19 protein-coding genes and 1 pseudogene are annotated in these 20,217 nt (G+C 63.8%); 4 read left to right on the plus strand and 16 right to left on the minus strand.

All coding sequences use genetic code 11. The features are described 5' to 3' along the window. Positions 1-3: 3 nt before the first annotated feature. The 14 genes and pseudogenes from ACR652_RS16565 to ACR652_RS16630 all read right to left on the minus strand — a co-directional run. A pseudogene (locus ACR652_RS16565) lies at positions 4-813 on the minus strand (chemotaxis protein CheB); the annotation flags it as partial. Further along, positions 723-1,469: a CheR family methyltransferase gene (locus ACR652_RS16570; RefSeq protein WP_434507583.1), complete on the minus strand. Its 747-nt coding sequence runs from the start codon at positions 1,467-1,469 to the stop codon at positions 723-725. The gene ACR652_RS16570 and the pseudogene ACR652_RS16565, both read right to left, overlap by 91 nt. Before the next feature lie 86 nt (positions 1,470-1,555). Beyond that, on the minus strand, positions 1,556-2,749 hold the full coding sequence (locus ACR652_RS16575) for a chemotaxis protein CheA (protein ID WP_434507584.1): 1,194 nt from the start codon (positions 2,747-2,749) through the stop codon (positions 1,556-1,558). A 294-nt stretch (positions 2,750-3,043) separates the two neighbouring features. Continuing rightward, positions 3,044-3,406: a hypothetical protein gene (locus tag ACR652_RS16580; protein ID WP_434507585.1), complete on the minus strand. Its 363-nt coding sequence runs from the start codon at positions 3,404-3,406 to the stop codon at positions 3,044-3,046. Positions 3,407-3,452: 46 nt separating this feature from the next. Beyond that, the gene (locus tag ACR652_RS16585) at positions 3,453-3,998 is read right to left on the minus strand and encodes a chemotaxis protein CheD (protein ID WP_434507586.1); all 546 of its coding nucleotides are present in this window, start codon (positions 3,996-3,998) and stop codon (positions 3,453-3,455) included. After that, complete coding sequence (locus ACR652_RS16590; RefSeq protein WP_434507587.1) at positions 3,998-4,360, minus strand: response regulator; 363 nt, start codon at positions 4,358-4,360, stop codon at positions 3,998-4,000. Before ACR652_RS16590 ends, ACR652_RS16585 begins: the two co-directional genes overlap by 1 nt. A 24-nt stretch (positions 4,361-4,384) precedes the next feature. Further along, positions 4,385-5,422: a protein-glutamate methylesterase/protein-glutamine glutaminase gene (locus tag ACR652_RS16595; protein WP_434507588.1), complete on the minus strand. Its 1,038-nt coding sequence runs from the start codon at positions 5,420-5,422 to the stop codon at positions 4,385-4,387. Continuing rightward, positions 5,419-6,291 carry a CheR family methyltransferase gene (locus tag ACR652_RS16600; protein ID WP_434507589.1) on the minus strand — a complete coding sequence of 291 codons (873 nt, stop codon included), beginning with the start codon at positions 6,289-6,291 and terminating at the stop codon, positions 5,419-5,421. The genes ACR652_RS16595 and ACR652_RS16600 overlap by 4 nt, the downstream gene beginning before the upstream one ends. A gap of 68 nt (positions 6,292-6,359) precedes the next feature. Further along, a complete protein-coding gene (locus tag ACR652_RS16605; RefSeq protein ID WP_434507590.1) occupies positions 6,360-8,519 on the minus strand; it encodes a chemotaxis protein CheA in 2,160 nt (719 codons plus the stop codon). Positions 8,520-8,535: 16 nt separating this feature from the next. After that, positions 8,536-8,901 carry a response regulator gene (locus tag ACR652_RS16610; protein WP_434507591.1) on the minus strand — a complete coding sequence of 122 codons (366 nt, stop codon included), beginning with the start codon at positions 8,899-8,901 and terminating at the stop codon, positions 8,536-8,538. Continuing rightward, complete coding sequence (locus tag ACR652_RS16615; RefSeq protein ID WP_434507592.1) at positions 8,898-9,230, minus strand: STAS domain-containing protein; 333 nt, start codon at positions 9,228-9,230, stop codon at positions 8,898-8,900. The genes ACR652_RS16610 and ACR652_RS16615 overlap by 4 nt, the downstream gene beginning before the upstream one ends. Positions 9,231-9,233: 3 nt before the next feature. Beyond that, a complete protein-coding gene (locus tag ACR652_RS16620; protein ID WP_434507593.1) occupies positions 9,234-9,707 on the minus strand; it encodes a chemotaxis protein CheW in 474 nt (157 codons plus the stop codon). Positions 9,708-9,709: 2 nt separating this feature from the next. After that, positions 9,710-11,182 (minus strand): methyl-accepting chemotaxis protein, encoded by a 1,473-nt coding sequence (locus ACR652_RS16625; protein ID WP_434507594.1) that lies wholly within the window; start codon positions 11,180-11,182, stop codon positions 9,710-9,712. Positions 11,183-11,556: 374 nt separating this feature from the next. Next, on the minus strand, positions 11,557-13,110 hold the full coding sequence (locus tag ACR652_RS16630; RefSeq protein ID WP_434507595.1) for a methyl-accepting chemotaxis protein: 1,554 nt from the start codon (positions 13,108-13,110) through the stop codon (positions 11,557-11,559). Between the two features lie 344 nt (positions 13,111-13,454). Here ACR652_RS16630 and ACR652_RS16635 point away from each other — a divergent pair, with 344 nt between their 5' ends. Then, positions 13,455-14,354 carry an isoaspartyl peptidase/L-asparaginase family protein gene (locus tag ACR652_RS16635; protein ID WP_434507596.1) on the plus strand — a complete coding sequence of 300 codons (900 nt, stop codon included), beginning with the start codon at positions 13,455-13,457 and terminating at the stop codon, positions 14,352-14,354. Positions 14,355-14,418: 64 nt separating this feature from the next. On the opposite strand, the gene ACR652_RS16640 is transcribed toward ACR652_RS16635, so the two are convergent. Continuing rightward, positions 14,419-14,709 carry a hypothetical protein gene (locus tag ACR652_RS16640; protein WP_434507597.1) on the minus strand — a complete coding sequence of 97 codons (291 nt, stop codon included), beginning with the start codon at positions 14,707-14,709 and terminating at the stop codon, positions 14,419-14,421. A gap of 288 nt (positions 14,710-14,997) precedes the next feature. Between ACR652_RS16640 and ACR652_RS16645 the strand changes: the two genes are divergently transcribed. Genes ACR652_RS16645 through ACR652_RS16655 form a run of 3 tightly spaced genes read left to right on the plus strand, consistent with a single transcriptional unit; the run spans position 14,998 to position 17,969 of the window. Next, positions 14,998-15,930, plus strand: a complete 933-nt coding sequence (locus ACR652_RS16645; protein ID WP_434507598.1) for a polyprenyl synthetase family protein — start codon at positions 14,998-15,000, stop codon at positions 15,928-15,930. Positions 15,931-15,939: 9 nt separating this feature from the next. Further along, positions 15,940-16,683 (plus strand): DUF1345 domain-containing protein, encoded by a 744-nt coding sequence (locus tag ACR652_RS16650; RefSeq protein WP_434507599.1) that lies wholly within the window; start codon positions 15,940-15,942, stop codon positions 16,681-16,683. After that, entirely contained in the window at positions 16,683-17,969 is a 1,287-nt protein-coding gene (locus ACR652_RS16655) for an MFS transporter (protein ID WP_434507600.1), read from the plus strand. The genes ACR652_RS16650 and ACR652_RS16655 overlap by 1 nt, the downstream gene beginning before the upstream one ends. A 124-nt stretch (positions 17,970-18,093) precedes the next feature. On the opposite strand, the gene rpoD is transcribed toward ACR652_RS16655, so the two are convergent. Next, entirely contained in the window at positions 18,094-20,106 is a 2,013-nt protein-coding gene (gene rpoD / locus ACR652_RS16660; protein ID WP_434507601.1) for an RNA polymerase sigma factor RpoD, read from the minus strand. Positions 20,107-20,217: the final 111 nt, after the last annotated feature.

Raw genomic sequence — 20,217 nt, forward strand, 5'->3', positions numbered from 1 at the left:
CATATGCTTCGATCCACCCGGAGCGATGAGAACGAGGCCGGTCATCACACGGTCTCCTTCCTCCGCCTCCTTCACACGCATCGCTGAAATGCCGTTGAGCCGCTCCGCGAATTTCGCCGTCACGCCCGCGGGCATGTGCTGGACGAGAACGATTCCGCAGTTGTTGGCGGGGAAAGTCGGAATAATATGATTGAGCGCCTCGACGCCGCCGGTAGAAGAGCCGATCGCAATCAGCTTGTCGGTCGTCTCATCCAGCGCCGCCTCTTCCCGTTCGATCGGACTCGATGCGATCCGGCCGAAGCGCGAAACATCCACGCGCGCAGCGTCCTTGACTCTCCGGCAGATGTCATCGAGCATCAGCGGCAGATCATCCACGAGCCCGGATCCGGGCTTGGTGATGACGTCCACCGCCCCTGCTTCCAGCGCCTCGAGTGTAATTCGCTTGCCTTGCTGGGTGAGCGAACTGATCATGACGGTCGGGGTCGGCATGGTGGGCATGAAGTGCTTCAGAAACGTCGCGCCGTCCATGCGCGGCATCTCGACATCGAGCGTCACGACATCCGGTTTCAACTCGACCAGAAGATCGCGCGCACGATAGGGGTCGCTTGCCTGTCCGACGACTTCGATCCCGCCATTGCGGTTGAAGCCATCCACGAGGAGTTTGCGCACCAGCGCCGAATCGTCGACGACAAGGACGCGAACGGGCCGATTTTGAGCGAACATCATGCCGGTTTCCTGTGCACGCCGCTGGCGACCGTGACCCAGGACACACCCAGATCGCGAAGCGTGAAACTCACGTCTGTCAGCAGCCATCCATTCGGTTGTGTGACCTCATAGATCAACTCGAGCACTTCACGCTGCGTCGCGGGCCTGAAGTAGTACAGAACGTTCCGACACAGCACGATGTCGAACCTCTTCTGAAACGGGTAGGGACGCGATTTGAGATTCATGCGCCTGAATGTGCACATGCGCTTGATGTCGTCGACGATGGCGAAGCGACCGTCGGCTGTTGGCTTGAAATAACGGCTCTTGATGTGGAACGGCACATTTTCCAGGCTGGACGGTCGATAGGCCCCGGCTTCCGCCAACTGGATGACGGGCCCGCTGATGTCGGTGCCGAGGATCTTGATCCGTTCCGATGCGACAGACAAATCCATCGTTTCGGCGCTGAGCATCGCACAGGTATAGGCCTCGTCTCCGGTCGAAGCGGCGGCGCTCCAGATCCGAATTTCCGGTTGAGACGCGAGCCCGGGCAATATCCGGTCGCGAAAGACATTCAGTGTGTCCATCTCCCGGAAGAAATAGGTGTGATTTGTCGAGGCCGCGTGCACCACCGCGGCGGTCACGTCGTCGCGTTTGCCACGTTCGATTTCATCCGCGAGGCGTTCCAGAGTCCCCAAGCCGAACTGGTCCAGCACGCGCCCGAGACGTTGTCCCATGACCTCGAGATCAGCATCACCGAAGTGCATTCCGCAATGATCGTGGAGCCAGGCGCCAATGCGGCGAGTGGCTGCGGCTCTTCCATGGCCGAGAAGGAGGGCTGACGGATTTGGACTCACAGTGCGCCGTCCGTCAATTTTTCGCAGTCGAGCATCATCGCAACCTCCCCCGTGGCCAAGAGAGCGCAGCCGAAACTCGCCCTGATTCTTTCAAGATGCCCCTGCAGGGGCTTCATCACGACTTGCTGCTGATCGAACAGCTCATCCACGGGCAAGCCGATTTTGCCCTGGCTGGTGTGAAATACGAGAATGATCTTCTGATCGAGCGCGTCCGGGCATCTGTCCTTCTCGCCGTAAAATCGCTCCAGGCGACAGATGGGAATCATGGCGTCGCGCACCTTCACGAGCTCGCCGCCGCCATCCGCGGTGATCACCGTGAGCTGCTCGTAGACCGGGCGGAAGATCTCCGCGACAACGGCAATCGGCGTTGCAAAGAGCCGGTCGCCAACACGCATCACCAGACTGTCGATGAAGGCCAGTGACAGCGGAATCGCCAGCACGACCCGCGCGCCCGCGCCCCATACGCTCTCGACGACAATTCGCCCGCGCAGGCGTTTGATCGTCGTTTCCAGCACGTCCATGCCGACGCCCCGGCCAGAGAGATTGGTGACCGCTTCCGCCGTTGAAAATCCCGGCTTGAAAATAAGCTGCCACAGCTCACGGTCCTCAGGCTGCTCGTCCGGACCGATCAGGCCGCGGGCGCGACCGCGCGCGAGGATCTTTTCCCGGTTCAGGCCCCGTCCGTCATCTGCAATCGTAATGCGGATGTCGCCGCCGACTTGCGCGGCTGAAAGCGTGATCCTGCCGCGCCTGCGCTTGCCGGCGGCCTCACGCTCCTCTGGGGTCTCCAGCCCATGGTCGACTGAATTGCGAACCACATGAACCAGCGGCTCGAAGAGCTGATCGACGACGATCTTGTCGATTTCCGTGTCCTCGCCCTGGACTTCGAGATCGACTTCCTTGCCCGTCTGACGCTCGAGTTCGCGCACGAGTCGTCCCATGCGCTGGAAAACGTCGCCGATCGGCACGAGACGCAGCTCGGCCGCCGCCTCCTGCACCTCCCTCAAAACGAGCTTCAGTCGATGCGCCGACTTCTCGAATTCGCCGAGGTCGAGGTCGACAATATCAGAACTGTAGATCGTATCAGAAACGCTGAGGCTGAGCTCGCCCACGAGATCCATCAGGCGGCTTACCTTTTGCGCCGAGACGCGCAACTGGCTGGCGGTCGTCGCAGAGGCGTCTTTGACCATTGTGGAGGTATTCGCTTCCCGTTTTGTCACGGCCAGAACTTACCTGCTGTTTGCAACATCTCCGCCGCCCACCACCGCGAAGCGGCGTTCGCGGCTGCTTGCCGGGGCTGCGCGCAGGCTACCAACACGCCTGTCATTGTAATTGGGAGAAAGGAGTTCGGATTTGCACCGAAGCGGCGACTCGGCCTCATGCCCGCGATCATCGCCTGCCGCTACACTTGCGAGTAAACCACGCGAAGCTTATCCTTGTCTGAACACGCTGACTGGCGTGAAAATTTCTCCACGCTCAAACCATCAAAACATCTGGAAATCACCCGAACCATGCGGGTCGTGGGACTCGCCCGCGCGGATGTGACTGAGGCGCTCGCGCAACTTCGACAGTTTCACCTTGCTGATCGCGTCTCCACTTTCCACGCGCCAGGACTCCGGCGTCGTTTCGGACAGCTCGGATACGAAGGCGGCGAGCGCAAAGAGGTGCTGTTGCAGAATGTCGATTGTTTGGGCCTGGTGTAGGAACGTCTCATTCGTCCCGCCGCATTTCACCGTCGCGTCGACCAGTGCGTGCAGATCGTCAACCGAGGCCGCCGCCTCTTCGAGCTCAACGCTGATGCGCACGAGAATTTCGACCAGGGGTCTGTCGGCGTATTCGTTTTTCATTGCGTTGCTCCTGTGTGACGGCGGAGACCGATGGAGGCGAAGCCGATCAGAACAGCTCCAACGTTCCATGCGTGTCCGGCTTCGGCGCGCGCTTTGGCGGCGGCTCCATGATTTGTGGCGTAGTGGGCAACAGAATTTGCCGAGCCCGCCCCGAAAGCGGGTAGTATTCGAGCCGGCGCCCGTGCCTGCCGCCGAGATTCTCAGCGACAATGCGAATCCCCTCGTTCTTGAGGAATTCTCTCGCAAACGCTGCATTCTGTGCGCCAATGTCGGAGAGCCCTTCGACCATGCGCGCGCCGCCGAACAGCTTGGCTTCGATTCGCTCGCGCCGCGCGCCGCGCTTCAGCAGTCCGTTGATCAGCAACTCCATCAGATAGGCCCCGTAGCGTTCGGCCTCGAGCGGACGGGCGGCCTGCGCGCCGGGGAGCAGGAAATGATTCATGCCGCCGACGCGCGCCTCGGCGTCTCTCACGCAGGCGGCGACGCATGATCCAAGCACAGTGGAAAGCACCACGTCGGCGTCGGTCACGACCTGATACTCGCCCTGGATGATGTGGATCTTCCGGAGGGGTTTGTTGGCGCTTTCCTCCATCACAGCTTCCCAAATATTGCTTCGATTGCGGATTTCAGTTTCGTCACGGTCACCGGCTTGACGAGATAATTGTTCACGCCGAGTTTCGCCGCCGTTTCGATGACGCTGCGGTCAGCCTGCCCCGTCAGCATGATGAATGGGACACGCTGCGTGGGCTTGTATCCCCGCACCGCCTTCAACAGGCCCATGCCATCCATGATGGGCATGTTGACATCGGAAATGACGAGATGCGCCGGCGTGTCCATCATGAATTTCAGAGCCTTTTCGCCGTCCGTCGCGAAGAACACCTTATGCACGCCGATCTGATCCAGCGCATCGCGAAGGAGCAGCCGGCTCGTGCTCGTGTCATCGACGATGAGCACCCGCGGTGGTCCGCTACACTCATCTCACCTCATCCTCGTTTTATTCGTCATGGCCAAGATGCGTTCCGCGATGACGCCGAGCGGGAGTTGCACGCCCACGGCGCCCATGTCGAATGCGGCTCTCGGCATGCCATAGACCAGAGATGTTGCTTCATCCTGACCGATCGTCTCCGCGCCGCTTTGCCGAAGTGTATGCAATCCCTGCGCGCCGTCGCGACCCATGCCCGTCAGAATGACTCCGATCGCACGCGGCCCAAGCGTGCGGGCGACAGACTGGAACAGAGCGTCGACAGAGGGCCTGTGGCCTGAAATCAGCTCGCCTTCCTGGAGTCGGCATCTGGGCCGATCAGAACCGGACACGAGCATATGCCTCCATCCCCCCGGCGCGATGTACACGTGGCCGGGAGTCAACGCCGCGCCATCCTCGGCTTCCATGACCTTGGGCCGGCACAGACGGTCGAGACGATCAGCGAAGCTCTTGGTGAACAACGCCGGCATATGCTGCGTGATGACCGTGGGCGGGCAGTTTTCGGGAAACCGGCTCAGCAGCGCGCACAGAGCCTCCACCCCGCCCATGGAAGCGCCAATGGCGACAACACGGCCATCCGACATATAGGACCCGACCGCAGAGCTGGAATCGGAGGGGCGGCGCATGGCCGGCGCCTTGACCAGCCTGGCGCCAGCGGCGGCCTTCACACGCGCGCCGAGATCGTCAAGAGAATCCCGGTTGCGGGCGGATGGTTTCGCAATGCAGTCGACAGCGCCGATTTCCAGGGCGCGGATGCTGGTTTCGGTGCCACGCTCCGTCAGACTCGAAATCACGATCACGGGCGTCGGACGCAGGCGCATGATGCGCTCGAGGAAGTCGAGCCCGTTCATCTTGGGCATCTCGATATCGAGCGTCACGACGTCCGGACTGAGTTGCTTGATCGCTTCCCGGGCCTCGAACGCGTCCGATGCTTCGCCGACGACATTGATCTGCGGGTCCATGGCGAGCGTCGCAGCGATCAGCGACCGCATGGTGCGGGAGTCGTCGACGACGAGAACACTACAGGGCTTCACGCGGCGGCTCCTTTCACGGCTCGGTAGGTTGTCACCCCGTCGGCGACAAGATCATGCGACGCGGGGCCGGATATGCGCTCGGAATGGCCGATGTAGAGAATGCCGCCCGGATTCAGCAGCGGAACGAAGCGGCTCCATATCTGCTGCTGGGTTTTCTCTTCGAAATAGATCGCCACGTTTCGGCAAAAGATGGCGTCGAATTTCCCTCTCATCGGCCAATTGCCAATCAGATTGAGCTCGCGAAAGGCGACAATCGAGGCGAGCTTGCGGTCCACCTTCCACATGCCGTTGTTTTGCGGCAACAGCCACTTGCGGCGAAGGTCGTCGGGCACCGCGGTGACGACGTCCTCCGCATATTCTCCCGCCGTCGCGGCCGCGATCATATGCGTGTCAATGTCAGTGGCGAGAATGCGGATATTGAGAGTGTCCGCATCTGGCAGTTGTGAAAAGACCGTCATCGCGATGGAATAGGGCTCCTGACCATTCGAACAGGCGGACGACCACACGCGCAGGCGCCCGCCCGAGCGCAGAGCCGGCGTCAGTCTTTCAACGACGTTCCTCCTGAAATGGTCGAAGTGATGCGGCTCCCTGAAAAAGCGCGTAACGTTCGTGGTCAGCGCGGCGATCATCTGTCGACGCTCTTCAGCGCCTCCCGCGCCTGTGATCAGAGAGCAGTAGTCCTGAAAGCTTTCCAGTCCGAGAGCTCTGAGCCTCTTTGTCAGTCTTGAGTAGACGAAGGGAGCTTTTGCGTCCGAGAGATAGATGCCCGCTTCGGTGTTCAGAACGCGCGCGATCTGACGAAAGTCTCCGTCGGTGAACTTGAAGGGAGACATGATTTCGGACTGGCTTGCCCGTATAGAAGGGTCCATTTCTTCTCGAACTCCGCTTTCCTATGTTCCGACGGACGCCAATCGGCCCCGGCGGCTCCCGATGACCTCTAGAAGGTTTCCAGAGACGCCTCGCTCATGTGATAGTCTCCTCGCGAGAGGCTGAGGACAGCGTCCACGTCGACGATGAGCGCGACCCGGCCGTCGCCAAGTATCGTCGCCGCGGCAATTCCAGGAACCTTGCCATAATTGGCCTCCAGGCTCTTGATCACGACCTGACGCTGGCCCTGAATCGCATCGACCAGCAATGCGCATTTTTCGCCGCTTTCGGACTCGACAAGCAGCGCGACTTGCGTCGTCGGATCGATCTCCTGGAAGCGGTAGGAAAGGATCATGCCAACATCGATGAGGGGGATGAAGGCGTTGCGATTTCCGATCACCCTGATGCCCGAGCCGAGCGCATGGATGTTCCCCGTTCTGGGTTGAAGCGTCTCGATCACGGCGGTGAGCGGCAACACCAGAATCTGGCCCGCGACATTGACGACCATGCCGTCGAGAACGGCGAGCGTGAGCGGCAGACTCATCGAGAAAGTCGACCCGCTGCCCTGGCGTGACGAGATGGAGATGCGGCCGCCGAGCGCCTGAATGGCGCGCTTGACGACGTCCATGCCGACGCCGCGCCCGGAGATGCTCGAGGCGGTCGTGTTCGTCGAAAAGCCAGGGAGGAAGATCAGCCCGTCGGTCTCTTCATCGGAGAGCACCGCGTTTTCCGGAATCAATCCCTTCCGCACGGCAATCTCGCGAACACGCGCGCGGTTGATCCCGGCGCCGTCGTCGGTGACTTCGATGATGATCCGGCCGGACCGGTGCGTCGCCGACAATCGCAGCGTGCCCTCCTCCGGCTTGCCCGCGGCGATACGGCCTTCCGGACTCTCGATGCCGTGATCGACCGCATTGCGCACCATATGGGTCAGCGGATCGGTCAGCCGTTCGATGACGGTCTTGTCGACCTCCGTGCCCTCGCCATCGACGACGAGACGCACGGCTTTCTTGGTGATCGACGCGACCTCGCGGACAATGCGGGACATGCGCTGGAAAATCGGCTTGACGGGCTGCGCCCGTATCGCCATCACGCTGTCCTGGATGTCGCGCGTGAGCTGCTCGAGCTCTTCGAGACCGATCATGACGGAAGAACCGCGCGGCAGCCCGGCTTCCGAAACCCGTTGCGACAGCACGGCCTGATTGATCACCAGTTCGCCGACGAGATTGACGAGGCGGTCGATCTTGTCGAGATCGACTCGGATGGTCTCCTGCGCCGGTTGCGGAGGAGGCGGGGGCGCCTGCTCCTGCGGCTTGGCGCCGGCGGGCGCGGGCTCGGGGAGCGCCGCCGCGGGCGCTTTCACGGGCTCCGCATCCAAAGGCGCCTCCGGCTTGATCTCTTCCACGCACAGATCGATCGGAGCTTCCGGCGGCGGCTCCTCCGGCTCCTCGTCGAAGGCGAGCTCGATCGCATAATCGCAATCCGCCGCCACGAATTCGAAGATTTGCTCGACATCCGAGGCGAGGGCGTCCGTCTCAAGCTCGATCGACCAGGCGAAATAGGCGCCCTCGGCGTCGATCTCCGTGAGCAACGGCAAATCCGTCAGGTCGCAGGTGATGACGACCGAGCCGAGCGCCTTGATCTCGCGAAGGATGCGGATGGCTTCATTGGCCCGCGCGTAAAGCGTGGGCTTTGGCCGAAAGAAGATCCTGAATCTGCGCTTATCGATCTCCTCCTCTTCACCGCCGAATATGGCGTCGAGGGAAATCGAAATGGGCTTGAAATCGATCTCGTTCGCGTCTGCCGCCGGCCCGGCCGGCGCAGGGGCGCCGGCGCCCTGCGCTTCTCCGCCGCACACGGCTTCGAGGCTGACCTTGGCGGACGCGACCTTCTGCGTGTCCCAGGTGGTCTCGTTGCGAACGCCGTGGATCAGATCCGACAGCACATCCGAGGAATGCAGCAAAACCTTGGTGACGGCCGGCGTCGGTTTCAACTGCTCCGATCTGAGCAGGTCGAGCGTCGTTTCGAAAACATGCACGAATTCGACAAGTTCGTCATAGCCGAACGCGGCCGCGCCGCCCTTGATCGAATGCACGGCCCGGAACACCGCATTGATGATTTCCGGATGATGGTTGCCGTCTTCGATCTTCAGGAGACCGCTCTCCAGTTCCGCGAGCTGTTCCTCGCATTCCTGGAAGAAAGTCTGCTTGATGGCTTCCAGATGGTCCAAGACCGCCTCCGCGTTTCTAGGCGCTTACACGCTTGATCGCGCTCACCAGTTTGGCCGGATCGAACGGTTTCACGATCCATCCGGTGGCGCCCGCGCGCCGCGCGCGCTCCTTCTTCTCGGCGTCGCTCTCGGTCGTCAGCACGAGAATGGGGATCGCGCGATGACGCTCATGCGTTCGGACTCCCTCTATGAATCCGAAGCCGTCCATCCGCGGCATATTGATATCGGTCACAATGACGTCCGGCGTGGTCGATTCGAGCGTTTCGAGGCCCTCCACGCCGTCGCCGGCCTGCACGACCTCGAAGCCTGCGGATGTCAGCGCCACTTCCAGCATTTGGCGCATCGTCTTGGAGTCGTCCACGGTCAAAATCTTCTTCGTCATCTGGCTGGCTCACTTTCTACGATGCTGTCGATGTCCAATCCCGTGTCCGCGCAAGCGGCGAGAAAGTCCTCCGTTGGATTGACGATGGTGAGCGGAAAGCCATCGCGTTCCCAGGTCTGTCGGGCCGAAATGATGACCTGCAGACATTGTGCGCCAACGGTCTTGACCTGCGAACCATCCAGTCTCATCCCGCCGCCTCTTGCCGAGAGCAGCGCCGTCGCGAGTGGCACCGCGGCTCTCAGATCGAGGGACGCCGGCAGGTTGATTTCGTAAAGAGATGCGTGCCCTGTTGTGCTCTTCATGACGTCTATCGCCTCTTCGCGCGCCATGCGTCAGGCCGCGAGCTGCAAGCTCTCGGGCAGCAGGTTCTTGACGATCAGCACGCTGATCACCTGCTGCTCCGCGGCCACGATGCCCCGAATGAAGGATTTCGACAGATCCGACGCCACCTCAGGCGTCGGCTGGATGGCGTCGGGCGCGATCGTCATGATGTTGGACACCGCCTCGACCAGCAGCCCGACAACCTGCCCATTGCTCTGCACGACGATGACGGCGTGCCGCGCGGTCGGCTCCTTGATCGGCAGACCCAGACGCGCCGCCAGATCGACCACGGGCAGCACCGATCCGCGCAGATTGATCACGCCGCGCACGAAAGACGGCGCGTGCGGCAATGGGGTCGCCGGAGTCCAGCCTCTGATCTCGCGCACGGCGATAATGTCGATGCAGTAGGTCTGCTCGCCGACATGGAAGGCAATGAACTCTTGCGGCTCCACGCCCTGAGCTGACTGAATGGGCGCTCCGGTCATAATCAGAATTCCTCCCAGTTCTGCGTGTCGGGCATCGTTTCAACTTTTCGCGCGGTGGCGGCGCCGCCACGTGGTTGCGAGTGAGTGCGTTGAGGCGGCGGCGGGGCCGCCCGGACAGGCGGCGGAGTCTTGATGAGCGGCTGCATTTCCAGCGATCTCGGGAGCTTGAAGGAGGAGACCGCGCGGATGACGGCGCTGATCTCTCCCTCGAGATTGCGCGTCGCGGCCGCGGTCTTCTCGACCATGGTGGCGTTTTCTTGCGTGAATTTATCCATCTCTGCCAGCGCGCTGTTCACTTCGAGCAGAGCGCTGGACTGCTCCCTGGCCCCTCCGGCGATTTCTGCGACGACGTCATTGGCCCCTGTCACCTGCGAGACGATGCGGGTCAGCACGTCACCCGTTTCCGAGACGAGTTGAACACCCTCGCGCACCTGCGTCGTCGAACCTGCGATGAGGCTCTTGATCCCCTTCGCCGCTTCGGCCGATCGCTGCGCGAGCGCACGCACTTCCGAGGCGGCGACCGCAAAGCCTCGCCCGGCTTCGCCGGCGCGCGCCGCCTCGACGCCCGCATTGAGGGCGAGCAGATTGGTCTGGAACGCGATTTCATCGATGACGCCGATGATCTTCTCGATTTCCTCGGAAGAATTCTCGATCCGCTCCATGGCCTTGATCGCTCTGCGCACCACCTGGCTGCTCGCTTCCGCATTGCTGCGGATATCAGAGACGAGCGAACTCGCGTTTTGCGCGTTCTCGGAGGTTTTGCTGACAGTGGTCGTGATCTGACGGAGCGCGGCGGTCGTCTCCTCGAGGCTCGCCGCCTGCTGGCAGGTGCGCTCCGAGAGCGTTCCGGAGGCGGAAGCGATCTGGTCCGTCGATGAGCCAAGACGATGCACGCCGGAGATGGTCGCGCGGAAGGCCGTGTTCAGCCGATCGACGCTCTCATTGTAGCAGACCCGCAATTTCTCATAATCACGCGAGAAGGGCCTTTCGAGACGCACGTCGAGATTGCCGTGGGAGAGTTCGATGAGCGCGTCGCAGAAGGTCGTCATGAAGAATTCATGGGCCTCGACGTAGCTCTTCGAAAGCTCGCGATCCTCGGTCTGTCGCCGCTTGTCGGCGTCTCTCTCCGCGACGAGCTCCTCGCACACGTCGACGAGCTGCTGGCGGAGCGCCTTGCGCATCCTTTCGACCTCGAGCATCAGCTCGGAGGGAGCCGGCCCCACGTCCAGCGGAGAGTCATAGCCGGCGGCGGCGCTGGCCGCGATCGCCTGGCTCAGCCCGCTCGTGTCCGAAAGCGCGTCGTCTCGCGTCATGTAGAACAGCACGAAGAACGAAAATACGACCGTCAGCGCGACGAAGGCGGCGAACCACGGATGCGCAAGCAAGACGCTTCCGGAATAGCCCATGACGATCAGCATCCAGGGCGTCACGGTCAGACCGATGATCGGCGCCAGCAATCTGAGCAGAACGCGCATTCTTGCCTCGTTTGAGATGCGATACGTCAGGGTGGTTTCGGCAAGGCTGGCTGGCCCTGCTCGCCGGGAATGTCAGGCAGAGGTCTCGGCGTCCCGCAGCGAGACGGCGAGTGTGGCTGCTGAAGAGTTGGGGAAATTCCGGATCGCCGGCATACCGGTCGCGGCCTCATGCCTTTGGCGATCCGTCGTCGGCGCCAAGCCCGGTATTGGAGAAGTTATAGCGGTAGAAGGTTAAGCGAAGCTTAGTCGCAGCCCTTGAAAAACAAATGATTTTGACGCCGCCGTCGCTTTTTCGCCGCGTCGCCGCCTGCGCGTCGACATGCGAAACGCCGCACGCTCGAGGCGCGCGGCGTCCGTGCGAACAATTGGAGAGTTCAGTACTGGCCCGCGGCCTCCAGCCGAGCGCCGAAGGCGTCGGCGATCCGCGCATGGGCCGAGGCGACGGCGTTCTCGGAGTCCCGGCCCGAGTCGACGCCCGTGCGGAACTGCGCCACACGTTCCGCAAGCTGGCTCGATTCGGATTTGAGATTCGATGCGGCGGCCGTCGCTTCCTCAACCATCGCGGCGTTCTGCTGCGTGACCTGATCCATCTGCGCAATCGCCTGATTGATCTCATGCAGGCTCGACGCCTGATCTTCGGAAGAGGTCGCGATGACGGCGACAAGCTTGTCGATCTCGGCGACCCTGCCGACAATCGCATTGAGCGTGTCTCCGGTTTCCCCCACGGATTTCACGCCGCGATCCACATGCGTCGAGGAATTGGCGAGAAGGCTCTTGATGACCTTCGCGGCTTCCGCCGAGCGCTGCGCGAGAACGCGAACTTCCTGGGCGACCACCGCAAAGCCGCGGCCCGCCTCCCCCGCGCGCGCCGCCTCGACGCCGGCGTTGAGCGCGAGCAGATTGGTCTGGAAGGCGATTTCGTCGATCATGCTCAGCGTGCCGCTGATCTTCTCGAAACTCGCCTTGATTTCGGCCATGGCGACATTCGCGCCCTGCATGACGTCGCTCGACCGCGCGGCCTCGACGCGCGCGCCCGCCACGATATCGGCGACCTTCTTGGCGCCGTTGGCGTTCTGAACCACCGCCTCGGTGACCTGGTTGAGCGCGGCCGCCGACTCCTCGAGACTCGCCGCCTGCTTCTCCGTGCGGCTGGAGAGATTGTCGGACGCCACCGCAATCTCGCCGGCTGTTCCCTGAAAGGATGCGACGGCGGCGCCGATCGCCGTCATGGCGTCGGACAGGCTGTCGAGCGCCGAATTGAAATTGGTCCTGAACTTCTCGTATTCGCCCGAAAGCGCCACGTCGATTCTGGCCGTGAGGTCGCCATCCGCGAGGCGCTGCAATTTTTCGTCGAAGGCGGCGAAGATCGTGCGCTGCTCGTCCTCCGACTGCACGCGGCCTTTCTCGCTTTCCTTCCTCTGCGCATCCAGTTCCTCGAGATAGACGGAGATTGCGAGCTCCATGTCGAGCAGGGTCGCCTTCACAAGGGCGCCGAGCTCCTGCGCCACCTGCTTGCTGTTGGGGCCGCGCGCGCCGAAGACAACCTTGGGCCAGCGCGATTCAATGGCTCTGCCGACGAGTTGCTCCAGGATGAGCGCATAGCCGCCGATATACCAGCGCGGCGAAAGGCCGAGCCGCGCATGGGTGCGGCCGATCGCGACGCTGGTCTTGAGAAATTTTTCACTGAAATCCGCGTTGGCGATGGCGATCCAGTGCTGGATTTGCCGGCCCTTCGCCGCCTCGGTGGCGTTCTTGTTGGGAAAGAAATGACGCAGACGGCCCTGAGCGAGGACACGCTGGTAGAATTCATCCAGCGCCCCCGGCAGTTCCTTCTCGACAACCGGTTTCAGGGCAATCAGATTTTGTCTGGCGGCTTCGTCCAGACCCATGAATCTCAGGCGCTCGGTGATTTCGGGCAGGTCGTTCAAGGCGGTCGTCCTCTTGGCAAGAGCCCTTCTTCGCGCCATCAGGCGTACAAAGGCCCGTCCATTGAACCGCACCAGCATTGCGCGGGCGTTGCGGCCGCGGCGACCACATTCAGAAACTTGTGCGACCGGGCGCCCCGCAAGCTCCCGGCTCCTCGCGTCCCTGCCCGGCAAAAAGACGCCCGGGCGAAAGCCCGGGCGAGTTGGAAGAAGGGAGGTTTCTATCCAAAATCATAACAGCCTGCGCAAGGCGCGACAGGGCGGCGACGGTCAACATGCGCGCAAAATCCGCCACGCGCGCAGCGAAGGCATATAATGCGGCGCGTTTTTCCCTGAAGGGGCCACATATGTCCTACTCGCTCATGATCCATGGCGGCGCGGGCGCCATTCGCGCGCCCGAGCGCTATGCGCCCTGCCTGCGGCGCATCATTGAGACCGGCGCCGGCTTGCTCGCCGGGGGCGCCAGCGCGCTCGACGCCGTCACGCGCTGCGTGGCGCTGCTGGAAGACGATCCGCTTTTCAACGCCGGCTGCGGCGCGGTCCTCAATGCGGACGGGGAGGCGTGTTGCGACGCCTCGGTGATGGACGGACGCACGCTCGCGGCGGGCGCCGTGGCGGGGGTCAAGGGCGTCCGCAATCCGGTGCGGCTGGCGCGGCTCGTGATGGAGACGACCCCGCATGTCTTCATGATCGGCGCCGGCGCCGAGCGGCTGGGCCGCGCGCATGGCCTCGCCTTCGAGCCGGACTCCTATTTCGCCACGCCGGAGCGGTGCGAGCAACTGGCGCGCGCCAGGGCGCGTCGGGACATGACGCTCGATCACGCGTCGCCCACGGACGGCAAGCTCGGCACGGTTGGCGCTGTCGCGCGCGACGCGTGCGGCCATCTCGCGGCGGCGACTTCGACGGGCGGTCTCGTCAATCAGATGAGCGGGCGCGTCGGCGACTCGCCGGTCATCGGCGCCGGGGTCTTCGCGGACAACGAGTCCTGCGCGATCTCATGCACCGGAGTGGGCGAGCAATTCCTGCGCACCTGCCTGGCGCGCACCGCCGCGTTCTACGTCGAGTCGCAGCGCATGACGGCGCAACAGGCCGCCGCCGCCGCGATCAATTATCTGACGCGCAAGGTGCAGGGCTCGGGCGGGCTCATCATCGTGGATCGGGAGGGGCGATGGGGCGCGGCGCATTCGACCCCCGGCCTGCTGATGGCGTCCGCCGAAGACGGCGACATCCACGTCGGTGGGGCTTGACGCCGCCGCCACTGCCGCGCGCAGGAAACAAAAAGCCCTCCTTGCGGAGGGCTTTGTCGGGGGTCTAGTAATTGTAGAAGGCGACGCAGGTGCGGTTGCCGTAATAATCATAGCCCCACCTGGCGCAGCGCTGCGGCGGGGCCGTCGCCGCGCCGACCACCGCGCCGGACGCCGCGCCGATCGCTGCGCCGGCGAGCGTGCCGCCCGCGCTGCCGCCAGAGGCCAGCGCGCCAATGCCCGCGCCCCCCAGACCGCCGATGACCGCGCCGCCGGCGGCGCGCTCGCCGGGCGAATAACAGCCCATCAGCGGCGCCGCCATGACCACCGCCGCCGTCAGCAGCAAAACCTTCTTCATGCCTGTCTCCTCCTGGGGATGACGCCCGCCGCGCACGCGCGCCTGGACCGGCGCAGCATTGCTTATGGGTTTCGAAAAAAGCGTAAAGAAGGCGTGGACGAAAAGCTGTCGCCGGTCGGCAACAGGCGGAAGCTTTCGCTTTTCCAATGGCCTAAGAACCGCCACAGCTTTGCCTTCCCGGCGCGCTGTTTGGCGCCGGGGCGGGAGTTCCGGCGCGCGGGCCTTGGGCTTTCCCGCCGAATTTGCTAGCAGCGTGACGAACGGGTTTTGCAGAACAAAGGACAGCAGATGAACGCCGCCAATCGCGCCGAGGAGTTTCGCCGTCGCCTGGACGCGGCCGCCGAGGCCACGGAGGCCGCGCTCGACGCGCTTCTGGCGCCGACGGCGCTGCCGGGGGAGATCACCCGTCCGGCGCGGCTGCTGGAGGCCATGCGCTATTCGACGCTCGGCGGCGGCAAGCGGCTGCGGCCCTTTCTGGTGATCGAAAGCGCCCGTCTCTTCGGCGTGGAGGGCGCGGGGGCGCTGCGCACGGCCTGCGCGCTGGAGATGATCCACTGCTATTCGCTCGTCCATGACGATCTGCCGGCGATGGACGACGACGATCTGCGGCGCGGGCGCCCGACCACGCACAAGGCCTTCGACGAAGCAACCGCCATCCTCGCCGGCGACGGCCTGCTCACTTACGCGTTCGACGTGGTGGCCGATCCGGCGACCCATGCCGACGGCGCCCTGCGCGCGGCGCTGGTGCTGGCTCTGGCCCGCGCGGCGGGACTGGGCGGCATGGTCGGCGGCCAGGCGCTCGATCTTGCCGCCGAAACCGCCGCGACGCCGCTCAACCAGGCGGAGACGCTGCAGATGCAGGCGATGAAGACCGGCGCCCTGCTGCGCTTCGCGGTGGACGCCGGCGCCATTCTGGGCGCCGCCACGCCGCAGCAGGCGGCGGCGCTGCATCGTTATGGCAAGGCGCTGGGCGCGGCCTTTCAGATCGCCGACGACATTCTCGACGCCGAGGGCGACACGGCGGCGCTCGGCAAGCGCGCGGGCAAGGACGCCGAGCGCGGCAAGGCGACGCTGGTCGCGCTGCTGGGCCTCGACGCCGCGCGGGCGCGCTGCGACGCGCTGGTCAATGAGGCGACGGCCGCGCTGGCCGAGACGGGGCTCGGCGAACGCACGGACGTGCTGGCGGAAGCCGCGCGCTTCGTCGCCGCGCGGCGCAACTGAGCCGCGCGCGTGGCGGCGCGGGGCGCAACCCGTTCGTGGCTGCTCGCGCCCCTGCGCGTGCTGCGCGGCCATTACCGGCTCGCGATCTGCGGCGCCATCGGCGTCATCGTGGGCGTCTCGCTCCCGGCGGCAATTACCCCGCCGCAGGGCGCGCCCGACTGGCTGCCGTTCGAATTCAGCGCGATCACGCGCGGTCTGATAGGCTGGAACGTCGCGGTGGCGCTCTACCTCGTCGCGGTGACGCGCATGATCATGCGCTCGACGCATGAATCCATCCGCCGTCGCGCCATTCTCTCGGATGAGGGACGCAGCGTCGTTCTCTTTCTCACGGCGACCGCGACGTGCGTCGCCATCGGCGCCATCGTCGCAGAGCTGGGACAATCGAAAGCGCTCATCGGAGAGGAGAAGGGCGCGCATATCCTGCTCGCCGTCTTCACCGTCTTCGTGTCATGGGCCTTCATGCATCTGATCTTCGCGCTCCACTATGCGCATGAGTTCTACGCGGAGACGACCGCGCCGCCGAACGCCGGGCCGCACACGTCCGGCGGCCTGCATTTTCCGATGACGCAGACGCCGCAATATCTGGATTTCCTGTATTTCTCCTATGTGATCGGCGTCGCCTGCCAGACCGCCGACGTCGAAATCTGCTCGCGCCGCATGCGCCTGGTCGCGCTCTTGCATGGCGTCGTGGCCTTCTTCTTCAACACCACCATCCTTGCGCTGATGGTGAATATCGCGAGCCAGTTCGTCTGATGCTCACGCGCGCACAACCGGCGCCCGACGACAGGGCGCGGATCGGCGCCATTCTCATCGGCTCCGCCGGCAATCTGGTGGAATGGTACGATTTCTACGTCTATTCCGCCTTCTCGCTTTATTTTGCCGACGCCTTCTTTCCCGGCGACGATCCCGTGGCGCAAATGCTCTCGGCCTCGGGCGTCTTTGCGCTGGGCTTCTTCATGCGCCCGATCGGCGCCTATACTTTCGGCCGCATCGGCGACGGGCGTGGACGGCGCGCGGCGCTCATGCTGTCCGTCCTGCTGATGTGCGCCGGCTCGCTGATCATTGCGGTCGTTCCGACTTATGCGGCCATCGGCGCGGCAGCGCCGGCGCTGCTGCTCCTCGCGCGACTGTTGCAGGGACTGAGTCTCGGCGGCGAATACGGATCGAGCGCGGCCTATCTGGCCGAGACGGCGCCGGCGGCCCGCCGCGGTTTCTATTCCAGTTTCCAGTATGTAACGATGATCGCCGGGCAACTGCTCGCGCTTGGCGTGCTGCTCGTCCTGCAGAACATCCTGCTCGACGAGGCGGCGTTGCGCGACTGGGGTTGGCGGATTCCCTTCGCGCTTGGCGGCTTGCTCGCCGTCGTCGTTCTGATCATGCGCCGCGATTTGCCGGAGACAGCGGCGTTCGAGACGGCGCACGAGGAAGCCGGCGGGTTGCGCGGGCTCCTCGCGCACAAGCGCGAGACCGCGACGGTGGTAGGGCTGACATTGGGCGGCACCATCGCCTTTTACGTCTATACGACCTACATGCAGAAATTCCTCAAGCTCTCGGCGGGGCTGAGCGCGACCCAAACGACATGGATCACGGCGGGCGCGCTGCTGTTCGCGCTCCTTCTGCAACCTGTTTACGGCGCGCTGTCGGATCGCGTCGGGCGTCGGCCCATGCTCATCGGCTTCGGCGTGCTGGGAACGCTTTTCACGACGCCGCTGCTCACCGCCATCGAGAAGACCCGCGACGCCTGGTCCGCCTTCGCGCTGATCTGCTGCGCCTGGCTGATCGTGGCGCTTTACACGTCGATCAATGCGGTGGTGAAGGCGGAGCTCTTTCCCGCCGCGATCCGCGTGACGGGCGTGGCCTTGCCTTATGCCGTGACGGTCTCGCTGTTCGGCGGCTCGGCGGAATATCTCGCCTTGTGGTTCAAGGCGCGGGGGCATGAAAGCTGGTTTTACTGGTACGCCAGCGCGGCCATCTTTGTCTCACTGGTGGTTTACGCGACAATGCCCGAGACGAAGGCAAGGTCGCGGATGGAGGATTGAGGGCTCGCCTCTCTCCCACAATTCGCTCTTGCGGCCTAACCCTCTCCCCGCGTGCGGGGAGAGGGTTAGGGTGAGGGGCAAGGCCACTCATGCGCATGCAGGAAGACGCCAAGACGGCGCGGGATCAGTTGTCCAGAAAGCTTCTCAGCTTGCGGCTGCGGCTCGGATGCTTGAGCTTGCGCAGCGCCTTCGCCTCGATCTGGCGGATACGCTCGCGCGTCACCGAGAACTGCTGACCAACCTCTTCGAGCGTGTGGTCCGTGTTCATGCCGATGCCGAAGCGCATGCGCAGGACGCGCTCCTCGCGTGGCGTCAGCGACGCGAGCACGCGCGTCGTGGTCTCGCGCAGATTGGACTGGATCGCCGCCTCGATCGGCAGCACCGCGTTCTTGTCCTCGATGAAATCGCCGAGATGCGAATCCTCCTCGTCGCCGATGGGCGTTTCGAGCGAGATCGGCTCCTTGGCGATCTTCAGGACCTTGCGCACCTTTTCGAGCGGCATCGCAAGCTTTTCGGACAGCTCCTCCGGTGTCGGCTCGCGGCCAATCTCATGCAGCATCTGGCGCGAGGTACGCACGATCTTGTTGATCGTCTCGATCATGTGCACGGGAATGCGGATGGTGCGGGCCTGATCCGCGATGGAGCGCGTGATCGCCTGACGAATCCACCAGGTGGCGTAGGTCGAGAACTTGTAGCCGCGGCGATATTCGAATTTGTCGACCGCTTTCATCAGGCCGATATTGCCTTCCTGAATGAGGTCGAGGAACTGAAGACCGCGGTTGGTGTATTTCTTGGCGATGGAGATCACGAGGCGCAGATTGGCCTCGACCATTTCCTTCTTGGCCTGACGCGCCTCGCGCTCGCCCTTCTGCACCATGTGCACGATCTTGCGGAACTCGGAGATTTCGAGGCCCGTTTCGGTCGCGAGCGCATGGATCTCGGCGCGCAGATCGCGAATGCGGTCTTTCTCTTCCGAGACGAATTCCTTCCAGCCCTTCGAACCGAGCTTGGCGACGCGCATCACCCATTTGGGGTCGAGCTCGGAGCCGTGGAACTTGTCGATGAAATCTTCGCGCGCCACGCCATGGCCGTCGGCGAGGCGCAGGAGCCTGGTTTCATAGCCGATGAGGCGCTTGTTGATGTCGTAAAGCTGCTCGACCAGCGCCTCGATGCGGTTCTGGTTCAGCGACAGGGACTTGACGTCCGTGACGATCTCTTTCTTGAGCTGCTTGTATTTGCGTTCCTGCGCTGGCGTCAGCGTCTCGTTCTTGAGCTTGTTCTCGACGTTCTGGTCCTGAAGGCGGCGCAGCTTCTTGTAGGCGTCGGCGACGCGCGCGAAGGTTTCGAGCACGCGCGGCTTGAGCTCCGCCTCCATCGCCGAAAGCGACACGGAATTCTCCATGTCCTCTTCTTCCTCGAACGCCTCCTCTGGCGGCGCGCCCTCGGCGAGGCCGGCCGGCGGCGTGCGCGGCGCGGTCGCGGGGGCCATGTCCACGCCCTCCTCGCCGGCCTCCGCCGCTTTCGCGGCCTTGCCGTCGGGACCGGCGTAGGTCGCCTCGAGATCGATGATGTCGCGCAGCAGAACCTTGCCCGCCTCAAGCTCCTCGCGCCAGATGATGATGGCCTGGAAGGTCAGCGGACTCTCGCACAGGCCGGCGATCATCGCCTCGCGGCCGGCCTCGATGCGCTTGGCGATGGCGATTTCGCCCTCGCGCGAGAGCAACTCGACCGAGCCCATCTCGCGCAGATACATGCGAACGGGGTCGTCGGTGCGGTCGGCGGGCTCGGAGCTGCGGGTCGCGACGGTCGTCGTGCGCGGTCCCTCGACGAGCTCGCCGCCCTCGGCCTCCTCTTCCTCGGCCGCCTGCTCTTCCTCCACGTCGTCGGGATCGTCGCCCTCGGAGACGGTGATGCCCATCTCGGAGAGCATCGCATACACGTCCTCGATCTGGTCGGAGGACACTTCTTCAGAGGGGAGAACGGCGTTCAACTCGGCATAGGTGACGAAGCCGCGCTTTTTGGCGAGCTTGATCATCCGCTTGACGGCGGCGTCATTGAGATCGAGAAGCGGCCCGTCGGCGGCGTCTACCGTCGCGGCGCCCTCATTTTCGACCTTATCTTCGTCTTTCTTCGCCATACACAGCTCCAAAGGGCCCCCGGACGCGGTCCCTCAGGGACGACGGCGACCGGGCCTCGCATCTCTCGACATCGTCCAGGGACAGCCCGCCCCGGCTCCGCCCCCCATCCG

This window comes from Methylocystis sp. (assembly GCF_051061225.1).
GTDB lineage: Bacteria > Pseudomonadota > Alphaproteobacteria > Rhizobiales > Beijerinckiaceae > Methylocystis.

Bases quoted from the DNA above. Each gene is read 5' to 3' on its own strand.
- ACR652_RS16570 (WP_434507583.1), bottom strand. From the start codon at position 1,469: ATGCACTTCGGTGATGCTGATCTCGAGGTCATGGGACAACGTCTCGGG.
- ACR652_RS16575 (WP_434507584.1), bottom strand. From the start codon at position 2,749: ATGGTCAAAGACGCCTCTGCGACGACCGCCAGCCAGTTGCGCGTCTCG.
- ACR652_RS16580 (WP_434507585.1), bottom strand. From the start codon at position 3,406: ATGAAAAACGAATACGCCGACAGACCCCTGGTCGAAATTCTCGTGCGC.
- ACR652_RS16585 (WP_434507586.1), bottom strand. From the start codon at position 3,998: ATGGAGGAAAGCGCCAACAAACCCCTCCGGAAGATCCACATCATCCAG.
- ACR652_RS16600 (WP_434507589.1), bottom strand. From the start codon at position 6,291: ATGGACCCTTCTATACGGGCAAGCCAGTCCGAAATCATGTCTCCCTTC.
- ACR652_RS16610 (WP_434507591.1), bottom strand. From the start codon at position 8,901: ATGACGAAGAAGATTTTGACCGTGGACGACTCCAAGACGATGCGCCAA.
- ACR652_RS16615 (WP_434507592.1), bottom strand. From the start codon at position 9,230: ATGGCGCGCGAAGAGGCGATAGACGTCATGAAGAGCACAACAGGGCAC.
- ACR652_RS16620 (WP_434507593.1), bottom strand. From the start codon at position 9,707: ATGACCGGAGCGCCCATTCAGTCAGCTCAGGGCGTGGAGCCGCAAGAG.
- ACR652_RS16625 (WP_434507594.1), bottom strand. From the start codon at position 11,182: ATGCGCGTTCTGCTCAGATTGCTGGCGCCGATCATCGGTCTGACCGTG.
- ACR652_RS16635 (WP_434507596.1), top strand. From the start codon at position 13,455: ATGTCCTACTCGCTCATGATCCATGGCGGCGCGGGCGCCATTCGCGCG.
- ACR652_RS16640 (WP_434507597.1), bottom strand. From the start codon at position 14,709: ATGAAGAAGGTTTTGCTGCTGACGGCGGCGGTGGTCATGGCGGCGCCG.
- ACR652_RS16645 (WP_434507598.1), top strand. From the start codon at position 14,998: ATGAACGCCGCCAATCGCGCCGAGGAGTTTCGCCGTCGCCTGGACGCG.
- ACR652_RS16655 (WP_434507600.1), top strand. From the start codon at position 16,683: ATGCTCACGCGCGCACAACCGGCGCCCGACGACAGGGCGCGGATCGGC.
- rpoD (WP_434507601.1), bottom strand. From the start codon at position 20,106: ATGGCGAAGAAAGACGAAGATAAGGTCGAAAATGAGGGCGCCGCGACG.